Genomic DNA, 15,557 nt, shown 5'->3' on the forward strand with positions numbered 1-15,557 from the left:
TCAGACCTTCTCGGTGCTCGGCCACCGCAGCGCGTGCCCGGTCTCGCGCTCGAAGCGCTCGACATCTTCCTGGGTATCAATGTCCACGCGGTAGCGCCGGTTGTCAGTCACGTACGGTGTCACGAGTTCGGGATGCCGCGACTGCCACTGCCGACAGCCGGTCTTGTAGTCCCCGGCCAACACCTGCTCGCGCACGTCCGATCCGAAGATGACCGGGTTGCCGCGTTCGCCACGCACTTCGGGATAAACTACGCTCGCGTCGCGCGGGCGTTTCTTCCACGCCGAGATCAGAGCGGTGATGTCCTGGGCGTTCAGCAGCGGCTGGTCGGCGAGCACCATCAGCACCGCGTCGCAGCGGTTTGACAACGCGCCGAGGCCGACGCGCTGCGATGAGACCTGACCATCATCCGGGTGCGGATTGCGCACGATGGTGACAGGGAAACATTCGATGACAGGCGCCACCGCTTCCGCGTGATGGCCGAGCACCACGACCAGTTCGTCAACTCCAGCGCCCGAAAGTGCCACCAGTACGCGTCGGATTAGTGGCACGCCGCCTAGCTCGAGCAGACACTTCGGCCGGCGTCCGATGCGCTCGCCGGCGCCAGCGGCCAGCACGATCGCGCCGATCACCACGCGACTGTTCAGGCCTCCACCACCTTTCATGATGCAGCCCATTGTGTCGACTCCTCAGTGAGCGGAATGGCCGGCCGCCTCAAGCGCGGCCGATTGTAAGGCGGGCTCGTGTTGCGCCGAGCCACCCGAGCAGCAGGAGCCACCGTGCGACATCGGCGTTGGGGCAAGCGACGACGATGCGACGGCCGCGGTCTGCGGCACCGAACGCGCGGCCTTCGATGTCGACACGTCGCGACGCGACGCGATTACGGCAGCGAGCACAGACAGTGCGATTTCCTCGGGTGTCTGTGCGCCGATCGCGATCCCTGCCGGGGCGATGATCGATGCGACAACGCCGGCGTCGACTCCGGACTCCGCAAGCGACGCGCGCATCGCCTCTGCCTTGCGCGCGCTCGAGACGAAGAAGATCGAGCGCGCATCGATTGCGATCGCGGCGTGCAAGCCCTGCAGATCGCGCTGTCCTTGCGTTGCCACGACGACGACGGCGCCGCCGGGGATGTCGGCGTTGACCTCCGTCGGATCGTCGGTGTTCACGACACGCGCTGCATCCGGGAACGCGGCCGGGTCGGCGCCAGGCGCGACGACGAACACGTCGAGGCCGACGCGCGGCGCGAGGCCGCTCAACGCGATGGCAACGGGCGAGTGGCCCACGACGACGAGGCGCGGGCGAGGCAGAAACGGATCGACGAACAGCTCGATCGTGCCGCCCGAGTGGCAAGTCATGCCGAACTCGAGCACGTCGTCGGCGTTGCGCTCGTAGCCATCAGCCGAAGGCGCGATGCGCACCACGCGCGCAATGCCGTCGGCGATCGCTGAGCGCACCACGCGCGCCACCACGGGCTGCGTGCAACCCCCGCCGATCCATCCGTCGATGCGGCCGTCCTCGGTTACCACCGCCTTGTCGCCCGGGTGGGCGGACGTAGGGGGTACGACTCGCACGACGCTCACGAGCGCACACGGAATGCCTTGCGCCTGCAGGCGCTGAATCGACGTGAGAGTCTGGGACACGGCGGCTTTCATTGGGGAATCCTTTGGGTCATTTCAGCAGCGCCGCGGCGTTGGCGAGATCACGCAGCGTCGCGAGGGGAATGAAGCGCTCGATCAGCGCATGGCACGGTTGCATCGCTTCCGAGGTGGGTGGCTTCACGGTGGGATGGAACCACGTAATGCGGGCGCCGCGCGCTCGCACGCGTTCGAGTTCGTCATGCAGCCGCTCCGGCGGGTCGGCGTCGAAACCGTCTGACAGCACCCACACGCGCGACCCGCGATCGATCTGCGCGCGCGCGTGGACGCGGTGAAAGTCGGCAATGCTCGTGGCGATGCGCGTGCCTCCGGCGAAGCCTGCCGTGACGGCGTTCACTTTTTCCTGCACCGTGCCAGAGTCACGCTTGAGCAGCGGCGTGACTTCGGCGAGCCGCGTATGGAACACGAAGACGCGCGCGCCCGCAGCACCGACGAATGCACGTGCGATGCGAAGGAACAATTGCGCATGGGTTTGCATCGAGCGGCTGACGTCGACCAGGATGAACAGTTTTGGTCGTTCCCGGCGCGGCCGGCGCCACACCGGCGCGACTGGCACACCACCGGTGCGCAAACTGGCGCGCATCGTACGTCGGATGTCCAGCCTGGACCCCATCGCGTGCTGGTGCCAGCGTCGTGTCAGTTGCTGCCGCAGGCGGTTCGCGATGAGGTCCGCAAGCCGCTGCAGCCGTTCCAGATCCTGCGGCAGCCATTGCGACAGCGATCGGTCATCGAGCGGCTCGGCTCGGCTCGCCCCACCCTGCGCCCGTCGACCTTCGCCTTCATCCGATAGTGCGACCCCGTCCTCGAGAGCGCTGTCACCACCCGAGGCTTCGCCCGGGCGGCTGCTGCCGCCCATCGCATCGTGCAGCGCCTGCACTATCTGGCGCAGGTCACGGGACGGCCGCATCTGGCCGCTCATGCGTACCTGCCCCTTCAGGCGAGTCGGGTGCCAGTAGCGCTCGAACAGATCGTCCCATTTGTGCCATTCGCGATGCGAGTGGCACGCAACGGAGCGCCACGCGGCTTCGATTACGCGGTGGCGTGCGACAGGAATCGCGAGCGCGGCGTGGATCAGCGCCTGATGCTCGGCAACGCCGATGTTGAGCCCGTGATCGCGCAAAAACGCGACGAAACCGGCGATCGCCTCCAGTGGGCGAGGAACCGCCTCGCTCGCATACTTGCATTGGCCGTCGACGATGGGATCGGAGTTCATGGAAGAGCGGCACAATGTCCGTCTGCAATACCTGATGACGATTGCGCCGTCTTCACGGCGACGCCTTCGGTGCGCCGCCCGTCGATGAGCTTCTGCACGTGCTCCGGCGTCAACTGGAACAGGTCGTCGCGCGTCTTCAGGAGGCAACCGAGCGTCGCCGTCAGGCCGTGGGGATCGTCGGGCAATGCCTCCATGCGCATCCGATGCAGGGCGCGCACCCAGTCGAGTGTCTCGGCGACACCCGGCGTCTTGCCGAGGTCTTCCTTGCGCAAGCGCTGCACGAACCCGACCGCCTGTTCTACCAGCGCGCCTTCGGCGGTGGGTACCGCGCTGCGCACGATCGCGATCTCGCGCGCCAACGTCGGGTAGTCGAGCCAGTGGAACAGACAGCGCCGGCGCAGTGCGTCGGACAGCTCGCGCGTACCATTGCTCGTAAGCAGTACGCGCGGCACGTATCGCGCACGCACGGTACCCAGCTCGGGCACGCTGATCTGGTAGTCCGACAGTACTTCGAGCAGAAAAGCCTCAAAAGCCTCGTCGGCACGATCAATTTCGTCGATCAGCAACACGCAGGGTACGTCGCTTGAGATCGCCTGCAGCAGAGGGCGCTCCAGCAGGTAGTCGCGCGAGAACAGGTCGCTCTCGTTGACGATTGCCGCTTGCGCTTCAAGCACGCGAATCGCCAGCAACTGACGCCCGTAGTTCCATTCATACGCCGCTTGCGACAGGTCGAGGCCTTCGTGGCACTGAAGCCGAACCAGGCGTCGTCCTTCGGCGCGCGCCAGCGCGATCGCCAGGGCCGTCTTGCCGACGCCCGCATCGCCTTCGACCAGCAGTGGTCGCTGCAGCTCGCACGCGAGCCACATGACGGCCGCCAGGCCCTCATCGGCGATGTAGCCCGCGCGCTGCAATTGTTCCCGAAGCAGGGCGTCGCCGCCGGACGTAGTCCGCGCATCGGACTCGACCGACGCTGCCTCGCTGCGCTGTTGCCGCGTGATCGTGTCGTTCATTGACTATCTCGCGCACGCTTGCTTTTGCCGAACATGCCGGCAAGCCAGCCCTTGAACAGCGCCCAACCGAACGCCATTACGTTGAGTTCCTTGACCGGGCGCGAGGCAATGCCATCAGCTGCGCTGGCTGGAGCCGCACCGCCCGCGGACGCCGGAGCCGCACCGCCTGAGGAAGCCGCAACCCCAGGAACCAGAGCCGCCGACGCCTTGAAGTTCTCGGCGAACTGCCCGAGCATCATATCGGCCACCGGCACCAGCAGGCGCCCGCCGAACTGGGACAACTTGCCATTGACGATGACCACGGCGCACCCGACGAGGACGCACTTGCCGGGGCCGTCACCGGGCTCGAGACTGGCGGTCAGGTCCATCGATGCCGACGAACCCGCCTTGTCGACCCCTTTGCCGAGCATTCGAAGCTGGTGGGCTGCAGGGTCGATGCCGAGCACCTCTATGTCGCCACCGAACGTCATCACGGCTGGGCCGATCTTGCTACGTACCGTCCCCTTGTAGCGCGTAGCGTCGACCTGCTCGGTGATGGCGGCGCCCGGCATGCAAGTCGCGGTAGAACGGATATCGGCGAGGATGGCCCAGGCCTGATCGACGCTGACGTCGAGGGGATACCGTTTGTCGAGTTGGACGTCCATTAAAGTTGCGCTCCGATTTCTTTCAGTTGCTGCCACACGCGATAGCTGTTGTGCGGCATCGTCATGTTCGAGATCCCCAGATGTTCGAACGCATCGACGATTGCGGCCGTGAACGTGGGAATGGACCCAACGTGAGGCGACTCGGCAACACCCTTGGCGCCGAGGGGGTGGTGCGGCGAAGGCGTGACGGTGAAGTCGGTCTCCCAGGTCGGCGTCTCGACCGCTGTGGGCAGAAAGTAGTCCATCAACGAGTTACCCATGATGTTGCCCTGCGCGTCGAACGGCAGTTGCTGCCCCATCGCAACCGCGAAGCCCTCGGTCAGACCACCGTGGATCTGGCCTTCGATGATCATCGGGTTGATTCGCGTGCCGCAATCGTCGAGCGCGTAGAAGAGACGGATCTTGGTCTCGCCGGTATGGCGGTCGATGTCGGCCACACACAGATAGATGCCGAAGGGGTACGTGAAGTTGGGTGGGTCGTAGTAGTGCACTGCCTCGAGACCCGGCTCAAGGCCGGGTGGTGGCGAGTTGTATGAAGCCCAGGCGATGTCCTTCATCGACTTGAATCGCGCGTCGTCGCCCTTGACCTTGAAGCGATCGACCTCCCAGTCGAGATCGTTCTCGCCGACCTCGAGCAGGTGCGCAGCGATCTTGCGAGCTTTCGCATGGATCTTGCGTGCGGCAATGGCGATCGCGGCGCCAGCCACCGGCGTAGAGCGCGACCCGTAGGTGCCCAGGCCGTATGGTGCGGTCGAGGTGTCGCCCTCTTCGACCTGGATCACTTCCGACGGAATGCCCAGCTCGGTCGCGATGATCTGGGCATACGTGGTCTGGTGGCCCTGACCCTGGGTGATCGTGCCCATCCGCGCGATGGCGCTGCCGGTCGGGTGGATGCGGATTTCGCAGCTATCGAACATGCCGACGCCCAGGATGTCGCAGATCTTGCTCGGACCCGCGCCCACGACTTCGGTGAAAGTCACCAGCCCGATGCCCATCAGCGTGGGCGATTGTGGGTCGGCGCGCTTGGTGGCCTGTTCGGCACGCAGTCCCTTGTAGTCGACGGCGTCGAGCACCTTCTTCAGAGCCGTGTGGTAATCGCCGGAGTCGTACTCGAAACCGAACGCGGACGTATACGGGAACTGCTCCTTGCGGATAAAATTCTTCGCACGGATCTCAGCCTTGTCCATTCCCAGCTTGAACGCGAGGATGTCGACCATCCGCTCGACCAGATAGACCGCCTCGGTGACGCGAAACGAGCAGCGGTACGACACCCCGCCAGGTGCCTTGTTCGTGTACACGCCCTTCACACTGCAGAACGCAGCGGGAATGTCGTACGAACCCGAGCAGATGTGGAACATGCCAGCCGGAAATTTGGTTGGGTCGGCGCAGGCGTCGAACGCGCCATGGTCAGCGATGACATTGACGCGCAACCCGACGATCTTGCCGTCGGCTGTGGCGGCAATCTCGCCGTCCATATGGTAGTCGCGGGCGAACGCCGTCGACGACAGGTTCTCGATGCGATCTTCGATCCACTTGACTGGCTTGCCGAGCACGATGCTGGCGACGATAGCGCAAACGTAGCCCGGGTAGATGCCGACCTTGTTGCCGAAGCCACCTCCGATGTCGGGGCTGACGATGCGCACCTTGGATTCGGGGATGCCGGACAGCATCGACACGACGGTGCGGACGACGTGCGGCGCCTGCGACGTGATGTAGGTGGTCAGATCGCCACGGATCGGGTCGAAGCTGGCGACACAGCCACAGGTCTCGAGCGGGCACGGGTGCACGCGCGGGTAGACGATGCGCTCGGCGACACTGACGGCCGCCGACGCGAACGCCGCCTCGGTGGCATCTGGATCGCCGGCGGTCCACGTGAAGATGTGATTGTGGTGATCGCGTTTGCCGTGGGCGCCGACTGTCTTGCCCGCAAGATCATCGCGAACGACAGGAGCATCGGGGGCGAGTGCTGAGTACGGATCCACGACCGGTGTTAGCTCGTCGTACTCGACCTGAACGGCAGCCGCGCCGTCGGCTGCGATGTAGCGGTCCTCGGCGATGACGACGGCCACTTCCTGCATCTGGAAATGCACCTTGCCGTCGGCCAGCACTGCGGCGACGTCGCCGGCCAGCGTCGGCATCCAGTGCAAGTTCAGCGGCTTCAGGTCTTCCGCGGTCAGGATTGCGACGACGCCGGGGATCTTCAGCGCCTCGCTCTTGTCGATATTCGTGATGCGGGCGTGCGCGATCGACGATCGCACGATCGCCATGTGCAGCATGCCGGGCATTTTGATGTCGTCGACGTAGTTGCCCTTGCCCTGGATGAAGCGTGCATCTTCCTTGCGAAGGCGGCTTTCCCCCATGCCCTGGAGAGCGGCGGTGCGCTCCAGGACGCTTTGATCGACCGACACGTTCATGCAGCCTCCACTTCGGATTTCTGTTGCAGTTTGGCCGCGGCGTATTGCACGGCCTTAACGATGTTCTGGTAGCCGGTACAACGGCATAGGTTGCCGGCCATGCCGTGGCGGATCTCGGTGTCGGTGGGATTCGGGTTGTCCTGCAGCAGGCGGTAGGCGCGCGTCAACATGCCCGGTGTGCAGAAGCCACACTGCAAGCCGTGCTCCCTGTAGAAGCCTTCCTGCACCGCGTGCAGCACGCCGCCCTGCGCGAGTCCCTCGACAGTGACGAGCTCGGAGCCTTCGCACTGCACCGCCAGGTGCGTGCACGACTTGACCGAGCGGCCGTCGACGTCGACCGTGCAAGCGCCGCAATGGGTGGTCTCGCAGCCGATGTGCGGACCCGTCAGGTTGCATTCTTCACGCAGGAAGTGGATCAGCAACATGCGGGGCTCGACGGCCTTCTCGACCGCCTTGCCGTTGATCTTCAGATTGACAATCGTCTTGGACATGAGTTTCCTCGCTCCTGGTGTTTCAACGGCAACGGGCCGCGGCATTGCGGATAGCGCGCTTGACCATTTCCCCAGCCATCGCGGTCTTGTATTCGACGTTGCCGCGCAGGTCTTCCGTGGGATCGGCGATGCCCATCGCGGCGGCAGCGGCGGCGTCGATCGTCGCGTCAGTCAGCGGCTTGCCAATCAGTGCCTGCTCGGCGGCGGCGGCGCGCAGCGCAACGGGCGCTGCGTTGGTCAGTGCGATGCGCACGGCGCTGACGGTCTCGCCCGACTTGCGCATCACGACCGCGGCGCCCGCCGTGGCGAAGTCGCCGGTCTTGCGCTTGAGCTTCTCGTAGGCCCAGCCAGTGCCGACGGCTAGCGACGCGATGCGGATCTCGCACAGGATCTCGTCTTCCGCGAGCTCGGTCATGTAAGTGCCGTGGAAGAAGTTGTCGGCTTTGACGGTACGGCGGCCCTTGGGTCCTTGCAGCACGAACGACGCGTCGAGCGCGAGCGCGATCGCGGGATGGTCATTGCCGGGGTCGCCATGGGCGATGTCTCCGCCAATCGTGCCTCGGTTGCGCACCTGAGGATCGGCGATCAGCCTGGCGGCTGCGCAGATGAGCGGCACCTTGTCGAGCAGCAGCGCCGAAGTAATCAGATCGGCCTCGCAGGTCATCGCGCCAATGACAATCTCGCTACCTTCTTCGCGGATGCCGCGCAGCTCGGGAATGCGGTTGATGTCGATCAGGTGCGCGGGCGCAGCGAACCGCAGTTTCATCATCGGCAGCAGGCTGTGACCTCCCGCTAGCAGCTTCGCCTCGCTGCCCAGGCTACCCAGCAGGGAAATTGCCTCGCTGATGGATTTGGGCGCGTGATAATCGAACGCGGCTGGAATCATCAAGGTCTCCGTCTTACGTGTTATGAGCTGAAAACCAGTCTGACCGCAAATCACCAATTGCTCAACTCATGCCCAAATTCGCTCTTTGCCTCTGTCATAGCGCGAATTGCAATTGGCACGACACGAAATGCAAACAGGTTGCGCGGGCTGCGTAATATGCATAACAGCGCGATGAGGCCGTAAGGGAAAACGATACCTAGTATTTACCTTAGGTATGCTATGTATGAAAGGAACGCCACGACCTGCGGCGCAACGCATCGTCGTTGTGCATCGAAGCCAGGTCCATCGTGCGCACGTCCAAGGCGTCGCGCACCTGGACGGCATATCTCCTGCGACTCGGGATGATCAGGGATGACGCCCGGTAGTGACCATGTTCGTCACGCCGAGACGTTGGAGCAGCGCGGGCGCGCTGGTGCGTGACACTGGCACCCCGGCACCGCCGTCGATCACCTGGACCACGACGCGACTGCCCTCGCGCGAGACGGCCTTGACGGCGCCGATGTTCACGATGTGACTGCGGTGCACGCGCATGAATACGTCCGGATCCAGCCGTGCTTCGATGTCACTGATACTCAGGTTGCAAAAGCTGGCACCTTCGGCCGTGACAACCCAACTGTAATGTCCGTCTGAATATAGATGGAGTATCTTTTCTGTGTCCACCAATACGACATGGTTGTCGGACGCGGTTGGAATCTTGTTCAACCGACGGCGCTGGTTCCTGTCCGTGCTCTCTGGAGTTTCAGTACTGACCGCGTCGGTGATATCGTGGAATATTAGGATATATCCAGCCGGACGCGACTCAACGTCAGAGATGCGCGTCACCTTGATCAGCAGCACCCGTTCCGGGATATTGATGATCATGGTCATCGGTGGCGGGTTCGCGACAGGGCAGACCGCCGCCTGCTCGAGCAGGAACGCGACTTTGGCTCGCGAGCGCTCAGGATGAAACGACAGCACATCCCGCTCGAACGGTCGCAGTTCGTCAACCGGCAGCGTCGCGCGCGCGATATCGTTCATGCCCACCACGCGCCGGTTGACATCGAGATAGACGACGCCGACCTCCGCGCGCTCGAGCGAGTACAGCGGGGAAATTTGCGTCACGCGTGATCCTCTGGGAGCCAAACGTGCCAATCGCAGTTGACAGACTGCAACCGGGCTATAGACATGCAATGCAGGATTGCTCTTGCGCAGAGAGACTCCGCGACAGCGCAAACTCTCGTGCTATCTCGTCGACCAAACCAGGTGCGTTGATCCGGTGCAGAAAGCAGGGCTTCGTCTTCAGGACGCGTCAGCGAGTGCATAAGGGTACGCGTAAAGCGCTTGCTCGCGATTGCGAGAACCCGTTGAATCTGTGCGGAACGATCCGGTGCCTCGAAGGCGACGTAATGGAAGAAAGAGCGCCGCGCCGTAAGGCGAAGATTACGGCTACCCATACCATTCCAGCGCTGGCGCTTCTCCAGTTCGTCGAGAAATTCAACTACCAGAGGAGCATCGATGTGCTCAAGGTCCAGTTGTGACGGTGACTTGTGCAACTGCTGCTACGCGAATTTTAGAAATTGACGAAAGTATCGCGATAGGAACTGATCGTGTGCCCTTGAGCTCCGCGAGTTTTCCCACGTCGATGAGATGGCCTCTGACAGGCTGCGGGGAGCGTGGTATTCGAAAGGGCGATGTATCACGTGGGTCTCCTGGCTTTTATCGGTCGGCGAACGGGAACGTCATCGGCCTGTAGCTCATAAGCATTTCACAGGACGACGCAGCAATTCAAGGCGAGTTCTTCAACGGCGGAATAGGTGCGTCAACTGTCGGCTAGCCAGCGTGAATTGCGATTAGTCCACTGCACGTACGCACTGGAAGGTGCAGCGGGACCCTGTATGTCTGGGATCAAAACGTCACGCCAAAACCGACGCCCAGGATCCAGGGGTTGATTTTCAGGGTGCCGATCGGAGGGTTCTGTCGCAGTAAGCCGATCTGCTATGGTGGTCGGTTCCGAGACGAGCGATGTAACGAATGACCAAGACCCCGAACGCCACTGTGAGCAAGGCGCTAAAACGGCTGCATTACCCGCTGGATATAATGCTGACATGCGTACGTTGGTACGTCGCCTATCCGTTGAGTCTGCGTCATCTGGAAGAAATGATGTCCGAGCGGGCAGTGTCGGTCGATCATTCGACGGTGCACCGGTGGGCTATCAAATTGCTGCCTGCGCTCGGTAAGGCATTCGGACCGTACAAGAAAAAGGTTGGTCGAAGTTGGCGAATGGATGAGACCTACATCAAGGTCAAGGGCGAATGGAGGTACCTGTACCGGGCCGTTGATAAGGCCGGCGACACGGTTGACTTCCTGTTCCGCGCCAAGCGGGACAAGGCCGCGGCCCGGCGCTATTTCGAAAAGGCGATCGCTGGAAACGGCGTACCGGAGACGGTGACGATCGACAAGAGCGGAGCGAATCTTGCAGGGCTAAATGCGATCAATGCTGATCGCGAAGTGCCGATCAAAATTCGACAATCGAAGTATCTGAACAACGTGGTGGAGCAAGACCATCGATCGATCAAACGGATCGTACGACCAATGCTAGGATTCAAGAGCTTCCGTTGCGCCCGCATCATTTTAGGCGGTATCGAACTCATGCACATGATAGCGAAAGGGCAGATGAAGAGTGACGATGGACGGCGTCGTTCAGTCGCCGAGCAATTCTACGATCTCGCGAAATAAGCATTCCTATCCGTTCTGTCTCACCTCCACCTAATTTCCTTACTGCGACAGAACCAGAAATCTTGCGCTGAGACTGGATTTCACGCGACGTTTCTCCAGTTTGCGGCATTCACGTATTGTCCGGTCCATCATCGCACCCTGCGCGGCACCTCTGGATTCGATCAAAACCGGCCTCCGAAATCGCATTTCGAGACCTAATTCGGTAGCCTTGTCAGGCCGATCATCCCCTGCTCGATTACGCCGATCCGCAACAGCCGGCGTCGCTCCGTCCAGTCAATCCCGGACGGTAGGTGTCGATGGCATAATTGGCTTTCACTTGAACAGCCGCTGGCTCCCGATTTCAAGCATGCAACTCGATATTTTTGCAGATAGCCGCGATGTGATGCTGCGCAACGATGTCTTGAGCGCGCTGCAACGCTACGACGCGCGTGAGACACAGCAGACCCTTCGGCGGCTGAGTGACGAGTATCCCGATGACGACAGCATTCCCCAACTGACCGCTCTGGCCGGCGCACTCGATCTGCGCTCAACCGTCGCGTTCTCCAAGCATCAAGTTGCGGCTGAAGCACGCGGTGGGCTCGTTGAAAAAACCACGCCGGCCGCCCTGCGCATGTGGGGCGAGCATGCGGGCAGCAGATGGCTTTTGCCTCTATGGCGGGAACTGGCGCAGCGCGCGACTTCGCTGCCCTTCCGAGGCGATTCGATCGACACCCATGCAGCAGCGCTATGGCTGAAGGCAGGCGGTTGGTCGGATGCGCGCGAATCGGTCCTTACTATCGAATCATGGCGTCGCATTCCTGCGCCGCTAGCATGGATGGCCGAAGCCTCCTACCGGCTCGACGCACTGGAGGACACTTGGCCCCTCCTGGCGGAACTCGCATGGCTCGCGCCGGATCGCTGTGCCGGGCTTGTCGAACGAATGGGCGACAAGTCGTTGGATTCGTTGCTCAAGAAGTTCTACGCGAGCTTTGAAGGCGCCGGTGATAGCACGGATATCGCTTGGTTTCCTGCCTGGGTCTTGATCGAGAAACCCGCTCTTGCGCGCCTCCTGATCGCGGCGCAACCCTCAACGCAGGCAAGTCCGGAACGCGCCATGCGACTGCTGCTTGAATTGCTCAGCCTTGAGCGACAAGGCCGCCACTACGACGTTTTGGATTACCGCAAAAAGCTTCAGGGCTTGCACGCCTCGCTCTACTTGTCCTACATGAGCACTCGCTGATTGAAAACTTCAATGGTCGGAAGAAGCTTCCACAAGTGGGCATTCGCTTCCCACTTTCGACGTCAGGCTTTCGGTTGGCGCTCAGCGCTGCCGATTCAGGGTCTGAAGGAAGCGGGAACAGAAATCAAGCGCACGGCGCGCACTGACCCTCTGCTTGCGGCCGACGGCGCTGTTTTGCTTCTTGAAAAGCTCTCGCCCGCGCTGGAGCAAGTCGATAGCTCCTCCGGGGCACTGGGAAGCGCGGTGAATCGCGCCATCGACGTACTCGTCCCGATCATCGCTGCGCCAGACGTGACAGAATCCGTGCGCGAAGCGTGGCTTGAGCGGCTATTCGATACGCTACAAGAAGACCGGATACCGTACATCGAACACTTAGGTGACCTTTGGGGCCAGTTATGCGTGACGCCGTCAATCGCCTCGGCTTGGGCAGAACGGCTTTTGGGGACGACCACACGTGTGTTAGGCCCTGATGCCCATGGCGAGTTCTTTACCGGCACGACTGCTTGCCTGAGCGCGCTCTACGGCGCTCAACGCTACGAAGAATTGATCCGACTGGCGGACAGCGCACGTTTCAACTGGTGGCACTACCGTCGCTGGGGAGTCGATGCGTTGATGGCGCAAGGCCAGCCAGCCGAAGCACTCCGCTATGCACAGGCTTGACAGGAATCCAATGCCCCACTTGGCGCGGTCGCGAAAGCCTGTGAGACGATCCTCTTGCAGTCCGGAATGATTGATGAGGCCTACGCCCGCTACGCAATCATCGCCGACGAGGGAACCACCCATCTGGCGACGTTTCGCGCCATCGTCAAAAAGTACCCGCACAAGCAGCCGGGCGATGTCCTGCACGACCTCGTAGCCAGCGATCCTGGCTCGGAAGGCAAATGGTTTGCAGCGGCCAAGGACGCGGGTCTCTTCGAGTTGGCCGCGTCGCTTGCGAAGCGAAGTCCCACCGATCCGCGAACGCTCACCCGCGCAGCGAGAGACTTCGGCGATAGTCAACCTGACTTCGCGATGTCATGCGGGCTGAGCGCGCTGCACTGGATGGCGGCGGGCTATGGTTACGATATTACGCGTATCGATGTACTCGACGCATACGCTGCAATCGTCCATGCCGGCGAAGCGCTGGGCATAGCCACGGCCGAAATTAACGCGCGCATTCGGGCCCAGCTAGGCAACCGAGGCAGAGAGCGAACGGTGGTCGAGGAGGCTTTGGCACATTACATCCGTTGATGCGAACACCAGCGCGCAAAAGTCAGCGTGTGTCGAAACGATTATCGAGGATTGCGCGAACAGCCCTTGATGAGCGAGCGCAATGACTCTCCTCGACCCAGTGGGGCGACATGGATGCGGCTCACGCCTGTCCGCTTTCGATTCAGATTCAGCCCACCTGCGGCGACACCCATACAGAAGACGTGATATCAACAACTGAGCGGAGTCGTCGCACCCCGATCCCTTCGCACCGTTTCCGTCAGCAGTAAAAGCGCCGCAGTCGAACTGGCCGCCGACCCCACCATAAACCACGCAACCGACGCCCCCTTGCCAGTGGTCGACAGTAGTGCCGTCGTGATGATCGGCGTCGCCGCGCTGCCCAACAGTCCGGATAGCATGTAGCTCACCGACAGGCCGGAGTACCGAACCTGAGTGCCGAACAGTTCCGCGAGAAAGGTGGCAATCGGTCCATAGTTGGCGGCGAATGCGGTCATCATTAGCAGATAGCCGAGCAACGCGGAGGGGAACTCGCGGGTGTCGAGCAGCCAGAAGAGCGGAAATGCCAACAGCGCGTCGGCGATAATGCCGCCGACGATTACAGGCTTGCGGCCGATCAGATCGGAGAGCCGTCCAAAGGCAGGCAGCATCACAATGCAAAGCGCGCAGGAGATCAGCGCGATAGCTAGATCGCGTTGCGCGAAAAACCGAGTGTTTGCGTTCCGTAGGTCAGTCCAAACGCAACGATCAGGCGGAACGACGTACCGGTCGACATTGTGGCGATGCCCCCAAGCAGCATCTGTTTCCAGTGCTTGCCCAGCAGTTCAGCCAACGGCACTTTGACCTGGGCGTCGGCGTCCCTGATCTTGCGAAATGCCGGCGTTTCCGAGGTGTTCAGTCGAACATAGAGGCCGACGGCGACTAGCAACACACTGACGAGGAAAGGGATACGCCAGCCCCATGCGAGCAGCGCGCCATTGGGTAGCACCGCACTGCACAGCAGGAAAACAAGGTTGGCGATCAAGGTGCCCGCAGGCACACCGATTTGCACCCAGGAACCGTAAAGGCCACGCTTGTTGGCCGGTGCGTGTTCGACTGCCATCAACACCGCACCGCCCCATTCGCCGCCTAGCGCGAGACCTTGCACGATGCGTAGCGTGAGCAGCAGGAGAGGCGCCCAGATGCCGATCGACGCGTACTCCGGCAGAAGACCGATGCAAAACGTGGCGATGCCCATGATCACCAGCGACACGAGCAGCATCGACTTGCGCCCTAGCCGGTCGCCGAAATGACCGAACAGCGCTGCGCCCACGATACGTGCCAGATACGCAGACGCAAACGTGCCGAACGCGAGCAAGGTGCCGATCAACGGCACAAAGCCCGGAAAGAACACCTCGTTGAACACGAGCGCCGACGCGGTCGCGAACACAAACAGGTCGTACCATTCGACCGTCGTTCCAATGACGCTCGCGACGGCAATTCTCGTCATGCTGTGCTCGATTTCATCCGGTTCGAGGGTACCGTCAACGGTGGGGGCGTGATTCATGGGATTCTCCACGGGATATTGAGCGTGAGCGACGGCTACCGATCGCTGTCGTCAGAGGAGGACACTTTTCGGGTCAAGGGCGGAGCGGGAAGTACAAGTTCTTTCCGGTCAGGGACGCGACCGTCTATTTCACAGCATTACAGCGTGTACGACGCCGATCGGGCTCACGCGGAGCTGGGCGCCGCGGGCACCCGCGGCATCCTCCGGGACGCAGTTCCGTACACAGCCCGATACCGGACATTGTTTGCCGAGGACTACCTCGTGGACTGTTTGATATACGCAATCACGTTGCCAGCGTTCGACACGTCTGCGTATCGTCGGCCGACATCGCGCAGATTGTCGCGGTGCGGGCCTTCCTCGATATCGCCCACACAGTCTTCCGGAACGATCGTGCGAAAGCCCCACTGGAAACTGTCGATCGTTGATGCACGAATACATCCGCTCGTATTGCATGCCGTGATGATGACCGTCTCAACGCCCTCCTTGATGAAATACGGCACCACCGGCGTCTGGAAAAATATGGACGGTCCGAACTTGCAAACCACTACGTCGTAATC

Annotated in this window: 17 protein-coding genes; 5 read left to right on the plus strand and 12 right to left on the minus strand. The window is 61.9% G+C overall.

Annotation, left to right across the window (positions count from 1 at the left end; all coding sequences use genetic code 11):
• The 9 genes from HB376_RS25355 to HB376_RS25395 form a co-directional block, all read right to left on the minus strand.
• Complete coding sequence (locus tag HB376_RS25355) at window positions 1-675, minus strand: nucleotidyltransferase family protein (RefSeq protein ID WP_213766482.1); 675 nt, start codon at window positions 673-675, stop codon at window positions 1-3.
• A gap of 12 nt (window positions 676-687) precedes the next feature.
• Window positions 688-1,641 (minus strand): XdhC family protein, encoded by a 954-nt coding sequence (locus tag HB376_RS25360; protein WP_213766483.1) that lies wholly within the window; start codon window positions 1,639-1,641, stop codon window positions 688-690.
• Between the two features lie 28 nt (window positions 1,642-1,669).
• A complete protein-coding gene (locus HB376_RS25365) occupies window positions 1,670-2,869 on the minus strand; it encodes a VWA domain-containing protein (protein WP_213766484.1) in 1,200 nt (399 codons plus the stop codon).
• Window positions 2,866-3,879 carry a MoxR family ATPase gene (locus HB376_RS25370; protein ID WP_213766485.1) on the minus strand — a complete coding sequence of 338 codons (1,014 nt, stop codon included), beginning with the start codon at window positions 3,877-3,879 and terminating at the stop codon, window positions 2,866-2,868. The genes HB376_RS25365 and HB376_RS25370 overlap by 4 nt, the downstream gene beginning before the upstream one ends.
• Window positions 3,876-4,523, minus strand: a complete 648-nt coding sequence (locus HB376_RS25375) for an SRPBCC family protein (protein ID WP_213766486.1) — start codon at window positions 4,521-4,523, stop codon at window positions 3,876-3,878. Before HB376_RS25375 ends, HB376_RS25370 begins: the two co-directional genes overlap by 4 nt.
• Window positions 4,523-6,937 (minus strand): aerobic carbon-monoxide dehydrogenase large subunit, encoded by a 2,415-nt coding sequence (locus HB376_RS25380; RefSeq protein WP_213766487.1) that lies wholly within the window; start codon window positions 6,935-6,937, stop codon window positions 4,523-4,525. The genes HB376_RS25375 and HB376_RS25380 overlap by 1 nt, the downstream gene beginning before the upstream one ends.
• Complete coding sequence (locus HB376_RS25385; protein ID WP_213766488.1) at window positions 6,934-7,428, minus strand: (2Fe-2S)-binding protein; 495 nt, start codon at window positions 7,426-7,428, stop codon at window positions 6,934-6,936. The genes HB376_RS25380 and HB376_RS25385 overlap by 4 nt, the downstream gene beginning before the upstream one ends.
• Window positions 7,429-7,450: 22 nt before the next feature.
• Window positions 7,451-8,314: a xanthine dehydrogenase family protein subunit M gene (locus HB376_RS25390; protein ID WP_213766489.1), complete on the minus strand. Its 864-nt coding sequence runs from the start codon at window positions 8,312-8,314 to the stop codon at window positions 7,451-7,453.
• 345 nt (window positions 8,315-8,659) lie between these two features.
• Window positions 8,660-9,415, minus strand: a complete 756-nt coding sequence (locus HB376_RS25395) for a PAS domain-containing transcriptional regulator (protein WP_213766490.1) — start codon at window positions 9,413-9,415, stop codon at window positions 8,660-8,662.
• A gap of 284 nt (window positions 9,416-9,699) precedes the next feature.
• Here HB376_RS25395 and HB376_RS41210 point away from each other — a divergent pair, with 284 nt between their 5' ends.
• The 5 genes from HB376_RS41210 to HB376_RS41780 all read left to right on the plus strand — a co-directional run bounded on the left by HB376_RS41210 (window position 9,700) and on the right by HB376_RS41780 (window position 13,478).
• Window positions 9,700-9,831 (plus strand): hypothetical protein, encoded by a 132-nt coding sequence (locus tag HB376_RS41210; RefSeq protein WP_255631570.1) that lies wholly within the window; start codon window positions 9,700-9,702, stop codon window positions 9,829-9,831.
• A 493-nt stretch (window positions 9,832-10,324) separates the two neighbouring features.
• Window positions 10,325-11,029 (plus strand): IS6 family transposase, encoded by a 705-nt coding sequence (locus tag HB376_RS25405; RefSeq protein WP_213766492.1) that lies wholly within the window; start codon window positions 10,325-10,327, stop codon window positions 11,027-11,029.
• 346 nt (window positions 11,030-11,375) lie between these two features.
• Entirely contained in the window at window positions 11,376-12,248 is an 873-nt protein-coding gene (locus tag HB376_RS25410) for a hypothetical protein (protein ID WP_213766493.1), read from the plus strand.
• 12 nt (window positions 12,249-12,260) lie between these two features.
• Window positions 12,261-12,908, plus strand: coding sequence for a hypothetical protein (locus tag HB376_RS41775; RefSeq protein WP_346730577.1), 648 nt, complete (start codon window positions 12,261-12,263; stop codon window positions 12,906-12,908).
• A gap of 66 nt (window positions 12,909-12,974) precedes the next feature.
• Window positions 12,975-13,478, plus strand: a complete 504-nt coding sequence (locus HB376_RS41780) for a hypothetical protein (protein WP_346730578.1) — start codon at window positions 12,975-12,977, stop codon at window positions 13,476-13,478.
• A 188-nt stretch (window positions 13,479-13,666) separates the two neighbouring features.
• Here HB376_RS41780 and HB376_RS41215 read toward each other — a convergent pair whose 3' ends face one another.
• The 3 genes from HB376_RS41215 to HB376_RS25425 all read right to left on the minus strand — a co-directional run bounded on the left by HB376_RS41215 (window position 13,667) and on the right by HB376_RS25425 (window position 15,545).
• Window positions 13,667-14,104, minus strand: a complete 438-nt coding sequence (locus HB376_RS41215; RefSeq protein ID WP_255631571.1) for a hypothetical protein — start codon at window positions 14,102-14,104, stop codon at window positions 13,667-13,669.
• A gap of 35 nt (window positions 14,105-14,139) precedes the next feature.
• Entirely contained in the window at window positions 14,140-15,000 is an 861-nt protein-coding gene (locus HB376_RS41220; RefSeq protein ID WP_255631572.1) for an MFS transporter, read from the minus strand.
• Between the two features lie 254 nt (window positions 15,001-15,254).
• Entirely contained in the window at window positions 15,255-15,545 is a 291-nt protein-coding gene (locus HB376_RS25425) for an isochorismatase family protein (RefSeq protein ID WP_346730579.1), read from the minus strand.
• Window positions 15,546-15,557: the final 12 nt, after the last annotated feature.

It is taken from the genome of Caballeronia sp. dw_19 (assembly GCF_018449515.1).
Lineage (GTDB): Bacteria > Pseudomonadota > Gammaproteobacteria > Burkholderiales > Burkholderiaceae > Caballeronia.

Bases quoted from the DNA above. Each gene is read 5' to 3' on its own strand.
- HB376_RS25380 (WP_213766487.1), bottom strand. From the start codon at position 6,937: ATGAACGTGTCGGTCGATCAAAGCGTCCTGGAGCGCACCGCCGCTCTC.
- HB376_RS25355 (WP_213766482.1), bottom strand. From the start codon at position 675: ATGGGCTGCATCATGAAAGGTGGTGGAGGCCTGAACAGTCGCGTGGTG.
- HB376_RS25405 (WP_213766492.1), top strand. From the start codon at position 10,325: ATGACCAAGACCCCGAACGCCACTGTGAGCAAGGCGCTAAAACGGCTG.
- HB376_RS41215 (WP_255631571.1), bottom strand. From the start codon at position 14,104: ATGCTGCCTGCCTTTGGACGGCTCTCCGATCTGATCGGCCGCAAGCCT.
- HB376_RS25385 (WP_213766488.1), bottom strand. From the start codon at position 7,428: ATGTCCAAGACGATTGTCAATCTGAAGATCAACGGCAAGGCGGTCGAG.
- HB376_RS25375 (WP_213766486.1), bottom strand. From the start codon at position 4,523: ATGGACGTCCAACTCGACAAACGGTATCCCCTCGACGTCAGCGTCGAT.
- HB376_RS25390 (WP_213766489.1), bottom strand. From the start codon at position 8,314: ATGATTCCAGCCGCGTTCGATTATCACGCGCCCAAATCCATCAGCGAG.
- HB376_RS41220 (WP_255631572.1), bottom strand. From the start codon at position 15,000: ATGAATCACGCCCCCACCGTTGACGGTACCCTCGAACCGGATGAAATC.
- HB376_RS41780 (WP_346730578.1), top strand. From the start codon at position 12,975: ATGATTGATGAGGCCTACGCCCGCTACGCAATCATCGCCGACGAGGGA.
- HB376_RS25365 (WP_213766484.1), bottom strand. From the start codon at position 2,869: ATGAACTCCGATCCCATCGTCGACGGCCAATGCAAGTATGCGAGCGAG.
- HB376_RS41775 (WP_346730577.1), top strand. From the start codon at position 12,261: ATGGTCGGAAGAAGCTTCCACAAGTGGGCATTCGCTTCCCACTTTCGA.
- HB376_RS25410 (WP_213766493.1), top strand. From the start codon at position 11,376: ATGCAACTCGATATTTTTGCAGATAGCCGCGATGTGATGCTGCGCAAC.
- HB376_RS25370 (WP_213766485.1), bottom strand. From the start codon at position 3,879: ATGAACGACACGATCACGCGGCAACAGCGCAGCGAGGCAGCGTCGGTC.
- HB376_RS41210 (WP_255631570.1), top strand. From the start codon at position 9,700: ATGGAAGAAAGAGCGCCGCGCCGTAAGGCGAAGATTACGGCTACCCAT.